Source organism: Pseudomonas sp. P7759 (genome assembly GCF_013386445.1).
GTDB classification, from domain to species: domain Bacteria; phylum Pseudomonadota; class Gammaproteobacteria; order Pseudomonadales; family Pseudomonadaceae; genus Aquipseudomonas; species Aquipseudomonas azotoformans_A.
Genome location: NZ_JACART010000071.1, coordinates 1 through 15,705 on the forward strand (window position 1 = coordinate 1; position 15,705 = coordinate 15,705).

13 protein-coding genes are annotated in these 15,705 nt (G+C 60.9%); 8 read left to right on the plus strand and 5 right to left on the minus strand.

Annotation, left to right across the window (positions count from 1 at the left end; genetic code table 11):
- Positions 1–91: 91 nt before the first annotated feature.
- Genes HX823_RS30190 through HX823_RS30200 form a run of 3 tightly spaced genes read left to right on the plus strand, consistent with a single transcriptional unit; the run spans position 92 to position 6,826 of the window.
- Positions 92–2,032, plus strand: coding sequence for a type VI secretion system Vgr family protein (locus tag HX823_RS30190; protein ID WP_177078260.1), 1,941 nt, complete (start codon positions 92–94; stop codon positions 2,030–2,032).
- Between the two features lie 15 nt (positions 2,033–2,047).
- Positions 2,048–2,482 (plus strand): DcrB-related protein, encoded by a 435-nt coding sequence (locus HX823_RS30195; RefSeq protein ID WP_038847803.1) that lies wholly within the window; start codon positions 2,048–2,050, stop codon positions 2,480–2,482.
- Positions 2,483–2,494: 12 nt separating this feature from the next.
- A complete protein-coding gene (locus HX823_RS30200) occupies positions 2,495–6,826 on the plus strand; it encodes an RHS repeat-associated core domain-containing protein (protein WP_256350334.1) in 4,332 nt (1,443 codons plus the stop codon).
- Positions 6,827–7,407: 581 nt separating this feature from the next.
- Here the strand turns inward: HX823_RS30200 and HX823_RS30205 are convergent.
- The 3 genes from HX823_RS30205 to HX823_RS30215 all read right to left on the minus strand — a co-directional run bounded on the left by HX823_RS30205 (position 7,408) and on the right by HX823_RS30215 (position 9,228).
- On the minus strand, positions 7,408–7,683 hold the full coding sequence (locus HX823_RS30205; protein ID WP_003176958.1) for an HU family DNA-binding protein: 276 nt from the start codon (positions 7,681–7,683) through the stop codon (positions 7,408–7,410).
- Positions 7,684–7,874: 191 nt separating this feature from the next.
- Positions 7,875–9,023, minus strand: a complete 1,149-nt coding sequence (locus tag HX823_RS30210) for an NAD(P)/FAD-dependent oxidoreductase (protein WP_177078262.1) — start codon at positions 9,021–9,023, stop codon at positions 7,875–7,877.
- A gap of 37 nt (positions 9,024–9,060) precedes the next feature.
- Positions 9,061–9,228 carry a rubredoxin gene (locus HX823_RS30215; RefSeq protein ID WP_015886569.1) on the minus strand — a complete coding sequence of 56 codons (168 nt, stop codon included), beginning with the start codon at positions 9,226–9,228 and terminating at the stop codon, positions 9,061–9,063.
- Between the two features lie 194 nt (positions 9,229–9,422).
- Here HX823_RS30215 and HX823_RS30220 point away from each other — a divergent pair, with 194 nt between their 5' ends.
- Positions 9,423–9,986 (plus strand): chorismate lyase, encoded by a 564-nt coding sequence (locus tag HX823_RS30220; protein ID WP_177078264.1) that lies wholly within the window; start codon positions 9,423–9,425, stop codon positions 9,984–9,986.
- Positions 9,986–10,876 carry a 4-hydroxybenzoate octaprenyltransferase gene (gene ubiA / locus HX823_RS30225; RefSeq protein ID WP_016978626.1) on the plus strand — a complete coding sequence of 297 codons (891 nt, stop codon included), beginning with the start codon at positions 9,986–9,988 and terminating at the stop codon, positions 10,874–10,876. The genes HX823_RS30220 and ubiA overlap by 1 nt, the downstream gene beginning before the upstream one ends.
- Before the next feature lie 32 nt (positions 10,877–10,908).
- Here ubiA and HX823_RS30230 read toward each other — a convergent pair whose 3' ends face one another.
- On the minus strand, positions 10,909–11,289 hold the full coding sequence (locus tag HX823_RS30230; protein WP_177078266.1) for a hypothetical protein: 381 nt from the start codon (positions 11,287–11,289) through the stop codon (positions 10,909–10,911).
- A gap of 155 nt (positions 11,290–11,444) precedes the next feature.
- Between HX823_RS30230 and phoB the strand changes: the two genes are divergently transcribed.
- The 3 genes from phoB to HX823_RS30245 all read left to right on the plus strand — a co-directional run bounded on the left by phoB (position 11,445) and on the right by HX823_RS30245 (position 14,957).
- Positions 11,445–12,134 carry a phosphate regulon transcriptional regulator PhoB gene (gene phoB, locus HX823_RS30235; protein WP_003176964.1) on the plus strand — a complete coding sequence of 230 codons (690 nt, stop codon included), beginning with the start codon at positions 11,445–11,447 and terminating at the stop codon, positions 12,132–12,134.
- Between the two features lie 71 nt (positions 12,135–12,205).
- A complete protein-coding gene (gene phoR / locus HX823_RS30240) occupies positions 12,206–13,492 on the plus strand; it encodes a phosphate regulon sensor histidine kinase PhoR (protein WP_218170090.1) in 1,287 nt (428 codons plus the stop codon).
- Between the two features lie 124 nt (positions 13,493–13,616).
- Positions 13,617–14,957 (plus strand): hemolysin family protein, encoded by a 1,341-nt coding sequence (locus tag HX823_RS30245; protein WP_010207573.1) that lies wholly within the window; start codon positions 13,617–13,619, stop codon positions 14,955–14,957.
- Between the two features lie 3 nt (positions 14,958–14,960).
- Here the strand turns inward: HX823_RS30245 and HX823_RS30250 are convergent, their stop codons facing one another.
- Positions 14,961–15,632, minus strand: a complete 672-nt coding sequence (locus tag HX823_RS30250) for a M23 family metallopeptidase (RefSeq protein WP_177078268.1) — start codon at positions 15,630–15,632, stop codon at positions 14,961–14,963.
- Positions 15,633–15,705 lie beyond the last annotated feature (73 nt).

A 15,705-nucleotide genomic window follows, 5' to 3' on the forward strand; every position in this document is an offset into this window, starting at 1 on the left:
TCCGGCGACTGATTCACCGCCTTCGCGAGCAAGCCCGCTCCCACATTTTGATGCGGTTTCGTCAGGTACAACGACATTTACGGGTTAACCGATGCTATTCAACCAAGCCTCACGCCTGGCCAAAATCACCAGCCCCCTCGGGCCGGATGCGCTGCTGCTCAATGAAATGGGCGGCGGCGAGGAGCTGGGCAGGCTGTTCAATTACGAGCTGCAACTGACGTCGCTGGACGCCAACATCGATCTCAACCAGTTACTCGGCAAACCCATGAGCGTGGGCCTGCAACTGGCGGACGGTGGCGAGCGGCACTTCCACGGCATCGTCGCGCGGTGCAGCCAGAATATCGACCAGGGCCAGTTCGCCAGTTATCAGGTGACGCTGCGCCCGTGGTTTTGGTTGCTCAGCCGCACGTCGGACTGCCGGATTTTCCAGAACCTGAGCATCCCGCAGATCATCAAGCAGGTGTTTCGCGACCTGGGTTTTTCCGACTTCGAAGACGCCCTGAGCCGGCCCTATCGCGAGTGGGAATACTGCGTGCAGTACCGCGAGACCAGCTTTGATTTCGTCAGTCGCTTGATGGAGCAGGAAGGCATCTACTACTTCTTCCGCCATGAGCAGGACCGCCATGTGCTGGTGCTGGCCGATGCCTACGGCGCCCACACCACGGTGCCGGGCTACGCGTCGATCCCGTACTACCCCAAGGACGAGCAGCAGCGCGAACGCGACCATATGCACAACTGGCACCTGGCGCACGAAGTGCAGCCCGGTTCGCTGGAGCTCAACGACTACGATTTCCAGCGCCCCAGCGCCAGCATCGACGTGCGCTCGGCCATGCCTCGCCCGCACACCGCCGGCGACTATCCGCTGTACGACTACCCCGGCACCTACGTGCAAAGCGAAGACGGCGAGCACTACGCGCGCACCCGCATCGAAGCGCTGCAAACCCTGCATGAACAAATCGAGTTCAGCGGCAATGCTCGCGGCCTGGGCTCTGGGCATTTATTCAGCCTGACCGGCTTCAGTCGCCAGGACCAGAACCGTGAGTACCTGATCGTTGGTTGCCGCTACTACATCGTCCAGGAAAGCCTGGAAAGCGGCGGCGGTTCGGGCTCGGCACAGTTCGAAAGCAGCCTCACCTGCATCGACGCCCAGCAGAGCTTCCGCCCGCTGGCCAACACTCACCGCCCCATCGTCAAAGGCCCGCAGACCGCGCTGGTGGTCGGCCCCAAAGGCGAGGAAATCTGGACCGACCACTACGGCCGCGTGAAGGTGCACTTCTACTGGGACCGTCACGACCAATCCAACGAGAACAGTTCGTGCTGGATTCGCGTGTCGCAATCCTGGGCCGGCAAGAACTGGGGCTCGATGCAGATTCCACGGATCGGCCAGGAAGTGATCGTGAGCTTTCTTGAGGGTGACCCCGACCGGCCGATCATCACCGGGCGGGTCTACAACGCCGAACAGACCGTACCTTACGACCTGCCGGAAAACGCTACCCAGAGTGGGATGAAAAGCCGTTCGAGCAAGGGCGGCACACCGGCCAACTTCAATGAAATCCGCATGGAGGACAAGAAGGGTCTGGAGCAGTTGTACATCCATGCCGAGCGCAACCAAGACATCGTGGTCGAGGTGGATGAGAGCCATTCGGTGGGACATGACCGCAACAAGAGTATTGGCCATAACGAGACGGTGACCATCGGCAACAACCGTCTGCGCATCGTCAAGCAGGAAGACATCCTTTCGGTAGGCCAGAGGAAGACCGACAGCATCAGCCAGAGCTATGTCATCGAAGTCGGTGAAAACCTGCGCCTGGTCTGCGGCGAAAGCATCCTGGAGTTGAACGCCAGCGGGCAGATCAACCTCACGGGCGTGCAAATCAGCTTCTATGCCAGCGGCGATGCCGAGTTCAACACCGGCGGCGTGCTGCACCTGAACAACGGCGGCGGCCCCGGCGCGACACCGGACGGCCAGGGCCAGAAAGCCGCCATCGACGCCAATATCAAAGCCGCGTTCCCCGCGCCTAAAAGCTCCTGACGAGACCTGTTTGCCATGACGTACCGGATCAACGAATTCCAGTTTCAACTACCCGCCAGTGAGCTGCAGGACGCAACGATCAATATCCTCAAGTTTCCTGAGTTGGGCACCTCCCTGATCGTCAGCCGCAGCCTGCTCGCCGAGGGTGAAACCCTGCACAGCAACTTCAATGACCAACTCCAGCGCCTGGAAAAACAGGTGCAGGACCTGCGTTATCAGCCGGGCGTGGACGTGCGCCTGGGCGCGGCTCAAGAAGTGGAAGGCATCGAGCTGCGAAGCCAGTTCAACAAGGGCAATGACAAGGTGTTCCAGTACCAGCTGGCGCTGGTGCTGCCGGGTACGCGCAAGATGCTCGCGTTGAGTTATGTGAAGGCAGACAAGCTCGGGGACGCCGAGGCGGCGCACTGGGCGACGATTAAGAACTCACTTTCGTTCGACGCTATTTCTTGATGAGCGGCCTGCATGTCTGACGCGTTATGGGCCGCCCGGATGGGCGATGCGCTCTCGCACACTTCGATGATGGCGGACATCCTTGGCGGCGTGCTGGAGGTGGCGGCCAATATCGCGATCACCGCAGTGGCGACCGCCGCCGTCGTTGCCGCCACCGGGATTACCGTCGCGACCGGCGGGCTTGGCTGCTTCCTGTTGGGTGCCGTGGTGGGCACGATTGTCGGCCTGGCCATGAGCAAGACCGGGGCGGACAAGGGCCTGACGAATTTATGCGACACCTTCGCCAACGCACTGTTCCCACCCACAGTGCAGGCCAATATTCTCACAGGCTCTACGGACACTCTGACCAATTCCATCCCGGCTGCCCGCGCCGCTGGGGCGATCAGCTCCCATGTCGCGCCAGCGGGCACCGAGCTGGAAGAACCCACGCCTGAAGCAGAACCCAGCTACCTGGACATGGCCGAGAGTTTCTTCTCGCAGATGTGGCGTCCCACGGTCGCGACGCCCGCGCCCGGCGCCGTACCCAAGCCGCTGGACTTGGTGGTGTGCATGAAGCACCCGCCTATGCCGCCGCAGTTCCTGGCCGAGGGCTCGGATAAGGTCACGATCAACGGCCAACCGGCCGTGCGCAGCGGTGATCGCAGCACCTGCGATGCAACAGTGGTGTCGTCCGGCCTGATTTCCTCCAACGTGACCATTGGCGGCGGCTCGGTGGTCGTGCGCGAGATCCGCAGTGGCAAGACGCCGGGCGTGGGGCTGGCGGTCACGGCGCTGTTGATGCTCAAGGGTGGCAAGGGCAAGTTCTTCAGCAAGTTGCCGTGCATGTTGATCGGCGGGGCCACGTCGATGGCGGTCAGCAGCGCGATGGGGGCCGTGGCGAACGCCGCGATGGGCTCGTCGAACCCGGTGCATGCGGCCACAGGCGCAAAGGTGCTGGGCGATGCCGAGGAGCTGGATTTCGTACTGCCCGGCATCCTACCGATCGACTGGCAGCGCTTCTACAACAGCCGCGATGAGCGCTCGGGCGCAATGTTCGGCGCAGGCTGGAGCGTGCCCTATGAAGTGTGCGTCGAGATCCTGCCCCATTCAGAGGGCGGTGAAACGCTGATTTATACCGATGAGCAAGGTCGGCGTATCGACATGGGCTCGATTCCCTTGGGCGGCGCGGTGTTCAGCGCCGGTGAAGGGCTGGCCGTGCGGCGGCATCTCAATGGGCAGCTGTTGATCGAGAGCGATGACGGGCTCTATCGCTTGCTTGAACCCTCCGCCAACCCGTCGCTGTTGCGCCTGACTCAATTGGGCGACCGAAACGACAACCGCATCTATATCGATTATGACGAAGCCGGGCACATGGTGCGGCTACGCGACACATTCGACCTGGTGCAGGTTGAGTTGATCCGTGATCAGGGCCAGTTGGCGCGCATCGAACGCCTGTTCCCTGATCAGCGCCGAGAAGTGCTGGTCAGCTATGGCTTCGACGCGCAGGGCAACTTGGCTGAAGTGCGCGATGCGACGGGCCAGGTTCAGCGTCGTTTTGCCTACGACAGCGGTCGCAGGATGGTGGAGCATCAACTGCCGACCGGGCTGCGTTGCTTCTACGAATGGTCTCTGGTTGAAGGTGTGGAATGGCGCGTGGTCCGGCACTGGACCGATGAGGGCGACGCTTACCAGTTCGACTATGACTTGCAGGCCGGTATCACCCGTATTACCGACGGCTTGCAACGCGTTAGTACCCGGCATTGGAACACCCAACACCAGATCATTCGGTACAGCGACAACCTCGGCCACACCTGGCTGTTCGACTGGAACGACGAGCGCCAGTTGCTCAGCGCCACCGACCCGCTGGGCGGCCGCTTTGAATACAGCTACGACGAGGCCGGCAACCTGATCGGTGAAACCGACCCGCTGGGTCGCAGCGATTCGACTTTGTGGCTGGAGCATTGGGCGCTGCCACTGGTGGAAACCGATGCCGCCGACAACAGCTGGCACTATCGCTATGACTCACGCGGCAACTGCATCGCTGAAACCGATCCGCTGGGGCATATCACCCGTTACCGCTACGACGACCACGGCCAGGTCGTGGAAATCATCGACGCCACCGGTAAAAGCAAAAAACTGCGCTGGAACCCTTTCGGGCAATTGGCCGAGCACATCGACTGCTCGGGTTACCCCACCCGGTTCAGCTACGACGAGCGCGGCTATCTGCAGCTCATCACCGATGCCCTGGGTGAGCGTACCCAATTCAGCTATGACGCCCAGGGGCGTTTGCTCACCACCCAATTGCCAGACGGCCGTACCGAGCACTATCAGCGTGATGTCAGCGGTCAGCTGGTGGGTTACACAGACCCTGCCGGACACACCACGCTCTACCAACACAACCGCCGTGGCCAAGTCCGCCAACGCACCGACGCCCATGGCCGGCAGGTGCAGTTCGGCTATGACAGCTATGGACGGCTGCAAGCGCTGATCAACGAGAACGGCGAGCGTTATCGTTTTGCGTGGGACGCCGGGGATCGGCTGACTGAACAACAAGACCTCGACGGCAGCGCCAAGCACTACCGCTATGACCCGCTGGATAACATCACGGCGGTGACTGCCGTGCCAGCGCCTTACGGAAATGGTCTGGCCCTGGTGCCCGAAACGCCGCCCGCGCCGATCGTCCATCGATTGCAACGCGATGCGGTGGGCCGGCTGATTGCCAAGACCACCGACGATGGCCGCACCGACTACAGCTACGACGCAGTGGACCAGCTCACGGCGGTTACCTTCACCGATTCGCAGGGCGACGCCCAAGCCCTGGGTTTTGCCTACGACGCCCTCGGCCAACTGCTTTGCGAGCAGAGTTCGGCGGGTAACCTGCAACACCACTACGACGAACTCGGCAACCTGATCCAGACCCAACTGCCGGACGGCCGGTGGCTTAATCGCCTGTATTACGGCAGCGGCCACCTGCACCAGATCAACCTCGACGGCCAGGTCATCAGCGACTTCGAACGCGACCGCCTGCACCGCGAAGTACTGCGTACCCAAGGTCAGCTCAGCACCCGCAGCGAATACGACCGCAGTGGCCGCCTACGTTCGCGCCAACGCCGCTTGGCAAGTCAGCCATCGTTAATGCCGGCGGCTGCGCAAAAGCAGTTCGAATACGATCCCGCCGACAACCTGATCGGCAAACTCGACCAACAACCCGCCGCACAGCACCGCCAACTGCTGCACTACGACGCCACCGGCCGCATCATCGCCAGCCAGGACAGCCTGCACGGCCAGCGCGAAACCTTCGCCTACGACGCCGCCGCCAACCTGCTGGACGGCCCGCAGGCGGGTGCCGGGCTGGTGGTGCATAACAAGCTGCTGACCTATCAGGACAAGCGTTATCGCTACGATGCGTTTGGGCGGATGATTGAAAAACGCAGCGCCAAACGGGGCGTGCAGCGGTTTGCCTACGATGCTGAAAGCCGCTTGATTGAAGTGCGTAACGATGACGGCAGCGTCGTGCGAATGACCTACGACCCGCTGGGCCGACGCGTCGAAAAAACCGAGCATGGCAGTGACGGGTATCCGCTGGGAGAAACGCAGTTTGTGTGGGATGGACTGCGATTGTTGCAGGAGCATAAACACAGCCAGACCAGCCTCTATGTTTACGACGATGACGGCTATGAACCGCTGGCCCGCGTCGACGGCATGGGCCCGTTGCAGAAGATTCGTTACTACCACAACGATCTAAATGGGTTGCCGGAACAACTGACAGAGGCCGATGGGCGAAGCGTCTGGCAGGCGACTTACCGGGTGTGGGGCAACACGCTGGAAGAGGTGCGTGAGCCTTATTACATTGAAGAGCAGAACCTGCGGTTCCAGGGGCAGTATCTGGATCGGGAGACGGGGCTTCACTACAACCTTTTCCGTCATTACGATCCGGACATTGGACGGTTCACGACACCTGACCCCATTGATCTGGAGGGCGGACTCAATCTGTACCAGTATTCGCCCAACCCCTTTACCTGGATTGATCCATGGGGCCTCAAGACCTGTTATCACAAGAGAACCAAGGGTGAAATCAAAAAAATCCGAGCAAACTTTGGCAAAAAAGGTGGAGCTAAAGAGAAATACCTGAAAAAAATGGCCAAAGACCCCAACTCAATTCAAAGATACGGTCAGGCTGGCGTGGATAGAATGAAAAAAGGTCAGGTCCCTGAGGGCTTTGACGTTCACCATAAAAAGCCAATATTCCGAGGCGGTAACAACCGTCAAAGCAATTTGGTACTCATGGATAAGGCGTACCATAAAGCGAATAGCAAAGCTCTGCATTGGTACCCAGAAGGGGAGAATCCGTATGGACTCAACTAGAAACGCGTGCTGCCAAGTCTGTAGCAAGACTTTCGAACTCGATGCCCAGCAACTGAAGGTTGTCGCGCCATTATTAGCGAAAGGTCAGCGCTTCATTATGATCGAGTGCCCGTCCTGTGGTTCCTCTACTCAATACGTTCAAGCCGCAGAGCGTGCTGAACCTACCCCGCCAGTTCAGAATTATCGATGCCCCATTAAACAGTGCACAGGCTGGGTCGATCTGATAGATGAAAAGACTCGCCCTTTCTGGGGTTGCGGAGAGTGCGGAAGTATCTGGTATGAAGTTAATAATCTGCAAAAAGAAATCACGGATATTGTTGCAGTGCACCCTTATCGGGCTCGCAGCTATAGAAAACTGAACGGTCAATGGGTCCCGGGGGATCTAAAATCAGAGCCGGCTGATTACGAAGAACTCGTCGGAAAGGAGCCCGCTGACGATCATGATGAGTTGGTCAGAGGATAACGCGCCTCACGAGATCACGGGCCAAACGTCGTAGGACACCCAACAAAAAATGGGCACCCAACCCAGTCGGCGTGCCCATCTCTCCTACCACCCCGCCCCCTTAGAGACGGTAACGCCCTTACGCGTTAACAGTGTCTTTCAGCGATTTGCCCGGTTTGAACGCAACAGTGTTGCTGGCCTTGATTTTCACCGGCTCGCCGGTCTGTGGGTTTTTGCCGGTGCGGGCGCCGCGATGGCGTTGCAGGAAGGTGCCGAAGCCAACCAGGGTGACGCTGTCCTTGCGGTGCAGGGCGCCGGTGATTTCTTCGAGAACGGCGTTGAGGACGCGGTTGGCCTGTTCTTTGGTGAGATCCGCTTTTTCAGCGATGGCGGCTGCGAGTTCTGGTTTACGCATAAGTGAAGCCTCTTTGACGGTTTTTTGTTGTTATGTCCGTGCTGCTCTCTTCTGGAGCAGCGCCCAAAGCGCCGCAGGCTCTACTCTGCGGCAGACGGGAGTGAGGATGGCATGCCCTCGCACGCTCCGCCAGTCTTGCGGCGACCTTTCTAGGGTGAAAAACGCGGTTATTCCGACAGAACGACCGGTATTTACGCCAGTAACGGCGGAAGTTCTTTATTGAGGGCGAGTTTTTCCATCACGGCGCTGCCGGTCAGGGCGTAGCCCAGCAGGCGGCCGCTGGCGTCGCGGCACAGGGCCTTGATGTCGGCGCCCTCGCCTTCAACGCTCCACACGCCTTCGGTGCCGCGTGGCGGTGGCGAGACCACCAGCGGGCAGGCCGGCGTCTTGACGGTCACCGGCATCGGGCCGTAGCTGACCGCCGTGGCGTTGCCGGCCAGGGTCTGGGCCAGCGCCCGGGCGCAGCTCATCAGCGGCATCACGTACAGCAGGTTCAGGCCGTCGACCTCGGCGCAATCGCCCAGGGCATAGATGTTGGCGTGGGAGGTCTTGAGGTGACGGTCCACCATGATCCCGCGATTGGTCTGCAGGCCGGCGGCGGCGGCCAGGTCCACACGCGGGCGCAGGCCGATGGCCGAGACCACCAGGTCGCAGGCGATGACTTCACCGTCCGACAGATGGGCTTCCAGGCCGTCAGCGGTGCGCTGCAGGCGATTGAGTACTGGGCCAAGATGGAAGCGCGCGCCGAGGCTTTGCAGTCCGGCCTGTACCGCTGCGGCTGCGGCCGGGTGCAGCAAGGTCGGCATGACTTGCTCGCAAGGTGCCACCAGGTCGATTTCATAACCGCCCAGGATCAGGTCGTTGGCGAATTCACAGCCGATCAAGCCCGCGCCAAGCAGCAATACGCGGCGCTTGCCGGCAGCGGCGGCACGGAAGCGAGCGTAATCTTCGAGGTCATTGATGGGGAAAATCAGCTCAGCCGCATCACCTTCCACCGGTACACGCACGGTTTCGGCGCCCCAGGCCAGGATCAGGTCGCGGTAAGCCACCGCTTCCTCACCGATCCACAAGCGCCTATGGCCCGGGTCGATGCCGCTGACGCGAGTGTGAGTGCGCACTTCGGCCTTGAGTTGCTCGGCCATGGCGCCAGGTTCAGCCATGCTCAGGCCATCGGCTTCCTTGTTCTTGCCAAAACCGGTGGAGAGCATGGGCTTGGAGTAGGAACGCCCGTCATCGGCGGTGATCAGCAACAAGGGGGTCTCGCTGTCGAGCTTGCGAAACTCCCGGGCCACGTTGTAACCGGCCAATCCTGTGCCGATGATCACGACAGGTGCGTTCATTCCTTTCTCCTTGTAGTACTTATCTGAAAACCAAAAATCAGCCGATTTCGATCATTTCGAAATCCATTTTGCCCACGCCGCAGTCCGGGCACAGCCAGTCTTCCGGGACGTCTTCCCAACGGGTGCCAGGCAGAATTCCGTCATCCGGCCAGCCGTCTTTCTCGTCATAGATCAGGCCACAGACTACACATTGCCACTTCTTCATCACTTGCTTCCTCAGGGTCAGGCATCTTGGCCGACGGTCGATAGACCCGCGTTGCCGTGCGGCTCAGGGCGTTTTGTACTGATCGGGGCCGGCAGATGCAAGCACGATCGACGCAAACAGCCGGTTCGGTCCGGCAAAAACCAGAGGCGTCATGGTAAGCTCGCCGCCTCTTTTGCTGCCAATACTGACTCACCGTGCCGCACTCAATCGACCCTCCCGATGCTTGCCAATGGCTGATCCAGAGCCTTCTGCACCCCGCGCCCGCGCCCTTGACCCTCAATTGGCTGTTCAACGAAGAATCGCTGACACGGCGGCTGACGTGGCTGTCCAACGAGGGTTTCAGCGTGACGCCGCTGTTCGAGGGCTGGCAGCCGTTGCGAGACGATGAATGCGCCGCCCTGGCATTGCCACCGGCCAGTATCGGCTGGGTGCGCGAGGTGTATTTGCGCGGGCATGGCCAGCCTTGGGTGTTCGCGCGCAGTGTGGCGGCACGCAGCGCCTTGCAGGGCGACGGCTTGCATATGGATGAGTTGGGCAGCCGCTCACTGGGCGAATTGCTGTTCTGCGACCAGGCATTCACGCGCCAGGCCATCGAGGTGTGCCATTACCCAATAGAATGGCTGCCTGCGGCGGATCAGGTCGACGGACTATGGGCGCGCCGTTCACGTTTTGATCGCGGGCCGCTGAGCGTGTTGGTCGCAGAGGTCTTTCTGCCCAGCTTCTGGCACGCGTTGCACGCCCATCCGGAGAACTGCTGATGTACCAGCGTCTGCTCAAATCCCTGAACCACTTGAACCCGAGGGCCTGGGATTTCATCCAACTGACCCGCATGGACAAGCCCATCGGCATCTACCTGCTGCTGTGGCCAACGCTGTGGGCGCTGTGGATCGCCGGCAAGGGCTCGCCCTCCCTGCTCAATATCGTGATTTTTGTACTGGGTGTGGTGCTGACCCGCGCCGGTGGCTGCGTGATCAATGACTGGGCCGACCGCAAGGTCGACGGCCATGTGAAGCGCACCGAGCAGCGCCCGCTGGTGAGCGGCAAGATCAGTTCGAAAGAGGCGCTGGTGTTTTTCGCGGTGCTGATGGGCATCAGTTTCCTGCTGGTGCTGCTGACCAACGCCACCACCATCCTGCTGTCCCTCGGAGGCCTGGCCCTGGCGGCGAGCTACCCGTTCATGAAGCGCTACACCTACTACCCGCAGGTGGTGCTGGGGGCGGCGTTTTCCTGGGGCATGCCGATGGCGTTCACCGCCGAGACCGGCAGCCTGCCCGCCACCGCGTGGCTGCTGTATATCGCCAACCTGTTGTGGACGGTGGGCTACGACACCTATTACGCGATGACCGATCGCGATGACGACTTGAAGATCGGCGTTAAATCCACGGCCATCCTGTTTGGTGAAGCTGATCGCGTGATCATTCTGACCTTGCAGGGGCTGTCGCTGGCGTGCCTGTTGCTGGCCGGAGCCCGGTTTGAGCTGGGCGGCTGGTTTCACCTGGGGCTGCTGGCAGCGGCGGGCTGCTTTGCCTGGGAGTTCTGGTATACACGGGACAAGGATCGGATGAAGTGCTTCAAGGCGTTTTTGCACAACCACTGGGCGGGGTTGGCGATCTTTGTCGGGATTGTGGCGGATTACGCATTTCGATGAGGGGCCAGGCCCCTCACCGTTAGGGGTATGCATCAAGGTTTGGCGACTTTCCAGGCCCCGTCCATTTTGCCCTCACCGGTCATGTCGCCCGCCTTCTTGTCCATGATGAAGGTATAGAGCGGCTTTGCGCTGTAAGCCCATTGGCTTTTCTGATCGTCACGGGTGATGACGGTCCATTTCCCCATGGGTTTATCGGTGGACTCAGCCATCAGCGGTGGCCAGTTGGTGGCGCACTTGTCGTTGCACATGGACTTGCCATCGGCGTCCTTGGCAAAGGTGTATAGCGTCATGCCCTTGTGATCGACCAGCATCCCGTCTTTCGTCATCGCGGGTTCCGCCGCGAACGCCAGGGTCGGCAGCGTCAACGCCGCCGTTACCAGCAGGGCTTTCCAGGAAATCGTGCTGTAAGTCATCGGAACCTTCCTTTTGTGGTTGTCAGGATTCGGACCCAAAGCGTAGTCCAGAGAGGCGGGAATTGCCTGAGCGACTAAATTACTGTCACACGACTGCAATAATTCCGTTATCTAATGCGGCGCAAGACAGTTAAATGACAAGAGGATTTTTGAGCATGGTTGGCAGGAGCATTCTGATTGTTGACGACGAAGCGCCCATCCGCGAGATGATCGCCGTTGCGTTGGAAATGGCCGGCTACGACTGCCTGGAGGCCGAGAACTCCCAGCAGGCCCATGCCATTATCGTCGACCGCAAGCCGGACCTGATCCTGCTGGACTGGATGCTGCCCGGCACCTCCGGCATCGAGCTGGCCCGCCGTCTCAAGCGTGACGAGCTGACCGGGGATATCCCGATCATCATGCTCACCGCCAAGGGCGAAGAGGACAACAAGATCCAGGGCCTGGAAGTTGGCGCCGATGACTACATCACCAAGCCGTTTTCCCCACGCGAGCTGGTTGCGCGTCTGAAAGCCGTATTGCGCCGTGCCGGCCCGACCGATGGCGAAGCGCCCATCGAAGTCGGCGGCCTGCTGCTGGACCCGATCAGCCACCGCGTGACCATCGACGGCAAGCCAGCCGAGATGGGCCCGACCGAATATCGCCTGCTGCAATTCTTCATGACCCATCAGGAGCGCGCCTACACCCGCGGCCAATTGCTGGACCAAGTGTGGGGCGGCAACGTGTATGTGGAAGAGCGCACCGTGGACGTGCATATCCGCCGCCTGCGCAAAGCCTTGGGCGATGCCTACGAGAATCTGGTACAAACCGTGCGCGGCACCGGTTATCGGTTTTCCACCAAGGGCTGAGCCTGACTTAACAGCTGACAAGGACGCATGTTCAAGTGAACCAAAACTGGCATGGCACCCTGATCCGCCACATGCTTTTGCTGATCACCGGCTGCCTGTTGGTGGGTTTGGTCAGTGGCTACTACGGCTGGAGCCTGGCAGCCGGCATTGCCTTGTACCTGGGTTGGACCCTCAAGCAATTGCTGCGCCTGCACGAATGGCTGCGCCAGCACAAACCCGATGAAGCACCCCCCGATGGCTACGGCCTGTGGGGCGAAGTGTTCGACAGCATCTACCACTTGCAACGCCGCGACCAACGGGTACGCGGGCGCCTGCAAGCGGTGATCGACCGGGTGCAGGAATCCACCGCCGCGTTGAAAGATGCGGTGATCATGCTCGACAGCGACGGCAACCTGGAATGGTGGAACCGCGCCGCCGAGACCCTGCTGGGCCTCAAGACGCCCCAGGACAGCGGCCAGCCGGTGACCAATCTGGTGCGCCATCCGCGCTTCAAGGAGTACTTCGAACAGGAGAACTACGAAGAAGCCCTGGAAATCCCCTCGCCCACCAATGACCGCGTGCGTATCCAGCTGTACCTGACGCGCTACGGCAACAATGAGCACCTGATGCTGGTGCGCGACGTCACCCGCATCCACCAGCTGGAACAGATGCGCAAAGACTTCGTCGCCAACGTCTCACACGAGTTGCGCACACCGCTGACGGTAATCTGCGGCTATCTGGAGACGCTGCTGGACAACGTCGACGAGATCAACCCACGCTGGAGCCGTGCCCTGCAGCAGATGCAGCAGCAAGGTTCACGCATGCAGACACTGCTCAACGACCTGCTGTTGCTGGCCAAGTTGGAGGCCACCGATTACCCCTCGGACAACCATCCCGTCGCCGTGCAAAGCCTGCTGCAGACCATCAAGAACGACGCCCAGGCCCTGTCCGGCCAACGCGGGCAACAGATCACCCTGGAAGCCGACCCGGCCGTGCTGCTCAAAGGCAGCGAAGGCGAATTGCGCAGTGCGTTTTCCAACCTGGTGTTCAACGCCGTGAAGTACACCCAGGACAAAGGCAATATCCGCATCCGCTGGTGGGCCGACGAACAGGGAGCGCACCTGAGCGTGCAGGACTCCGGCATCGGCATCGACGCCAAGCACCTGCCGCGCCTGACCGAGCGTTTTTACCGTGTCGACTCCAGCCGTAACTCCAACACCGGCGGCACCGGGCTTGGCCTGGCGATCGTCAAGCACGTGCTGCTGCGTCACCGCGCGCGCCTGGAGATCAGCAGCGTGTTGGGCCATGGCAGTACGTTTACCTGCCATTTCCCGCCGGCACAGATGACCCGATCGAAGGCAATTGATCAGGACACCTGACGGCCCGCCCGGCAGTGGGCACTAGGCAAGCGCCCCGTCAGCCGCTACATTGGCCGACTTGCGCCTGCCTTCCAGGCCCACCTGCCACCCCTTATTGAACACACGGAACCTGCAAAACCCCATCATGGACCCTTCCCCTGGTATCACCCTCGCTACACTCTTCGCCGACTTCGGCATGATTCTTTTTGCACTGATCCTGGTACTGCTCAACGGTTTCTTCGTTGCGGCGGAATTTGCCATGGTCAAATTGCGCGCCACTCGGGTCGAGGCCATCGCCCACAAGAACGGCTGGCGCGGGCAGATCCTGCGTACCGTGCACAGCCAGCTCGACGCCTACCTGTCGGCCTGCCAGCTGGGTATCACCCTCGCCTCGCTGGGTCTGGGTTGGGTCGGTGAGCCGGCCTTCGCGCACATCCTCGAACCGTTGCTGGGCGCCGTGGGCGTCGAGTCGCCGGAAGTGATCAAGGGCGTGTCGTTCTTTGCCGCCTTCTTCGTGATTTCCTACCTGCACATTGTGGTCGGTGAGCTGGCGCCGAAGTCCTGGGCGATTCGCAAACCCGAGTTGCTGTCGCTCTGGACGGCGGTGCCGCTGTACCTGTTCTACTGGGCCATGTACCCGGCGATCTACCTGCTCAACGCCAGCGCCAACGCCATCCTGCGTATCGCCGGCCAAGGCGAGCCTGGCCCGCACCACGAACACCATTACAGCCGTGAAGAACTCAAGCTGATCCTGCACTCCAGCCGTGGCCAGGACCCGAGCGACCAAGGCATGCGTGTGCTGGCCTCCGCCGTGGAAATGGGCGAGCTGGAAGTGGTGGACTGGGCCAACTCCCGGGAAGACCTGGTCACCCTGGACTTCAACGCCCCGCTCAAGGAAATCCTCGCGCTGTTCCGCCGCCACAAATTCAGCCGCTACCCGGTGTATGACGCGGTGCGCAACGAATTCGTGGGCCTGCTGCACATCAAGGACCTGCTACTGGAACTGGCGGCCCTGGACCACATCCCCGAGTCGTTCAACCTGGCCGAGCTGACCCGCCCGCTGGAGCGTGTGTCGCGGCACATGCCGCTGTCGCAGCTGCTGGAGCAGTTCCGTAAAGGCGGCGCGCACTTCGCCCTGGTGGAAGAGGCCGACGGCAAGATCATTGGCTACCTGACCATGGAAGACGTGCTGGAAGTGCTGGTGGGCGATATCCAGGACGAACACCGCAAGGCCGAACGCGGCATCCTGGCCTACCAGCCGGGCAAGCTGCTGGTACGTGGCGACACGCCGCTGTTCAAGGTCGAGCGCCTGCTGGGCGTGGACCTGGACCACATCGAAGCCGAAACCCTGGCCGGTCTGATCTACGACACCCTCAAGCGCGTGCCGGAAGAGGAAGAAGTGCTGGAGGTGGAAGGCTTGCGCATCATCATCAAGAAGATGAAAGGGCCGAAAATCGTGCTGGCCAAGGTGCTGCTGCTGGACTGACCCTCAATTGCCCAACGCAAAATTGGGCAATGCACCCACAGGCTGGTTGAACTCATACGGGATCGACACCAGCCCCGCCTCAGTGGCGCGCTGCACCACGAAATGCAAGTGCGGCCCGCTGCTGTTGCCGGTATTGCCCGACAGGGCCAGCGGGCTTCCCACCGCCACACGTTGACCTGCCCGAACGCTGACCGAACCTTGCTTGAGGTGCAGGTACACCGCCTCACTGCCGTCGTCATGACGCACTCGCACAAAATTCCCCGACGCATCATTGCCACGCCCGACCTGCTCATTCTCGGTCTTCACCACCATTCCGCTGCGTGCCGCAATAATCGGCGTGCCCTCGGGCATGGCGATGTCCATGGCGTAGCGGCTCTTGGCGTCGGTATGGCTGAAGCTGCCGTTGGGGCCTTGGCTCAGGCGAAACGGGCCGCCACGCCAGGGCAAAGGGTAACGGTAGGCCTGCTGTTGATCACTCGGTTTGGGCACGACCAGCATCGGCGGCTTCACGCGTTCAACCCTGCGCTCCTGGATCACAAACGCCTGGGCGCCCGGGGTATGCCGGTCACTGAAAAACACCACGCCGTTGGCATCGGTGGATTTGTAGAGGGTCATGGCCTGGGCCGACAAAGCGACCGTTGCCAGCCCACCGCACAGCAATAAGCGCATGAGCATGGCGTGAACCTGCCGGGATGACTGACCGGCAGGCTAACAAGGGATCGTTACAGTCTGTAGTGAGCGGGCTTGC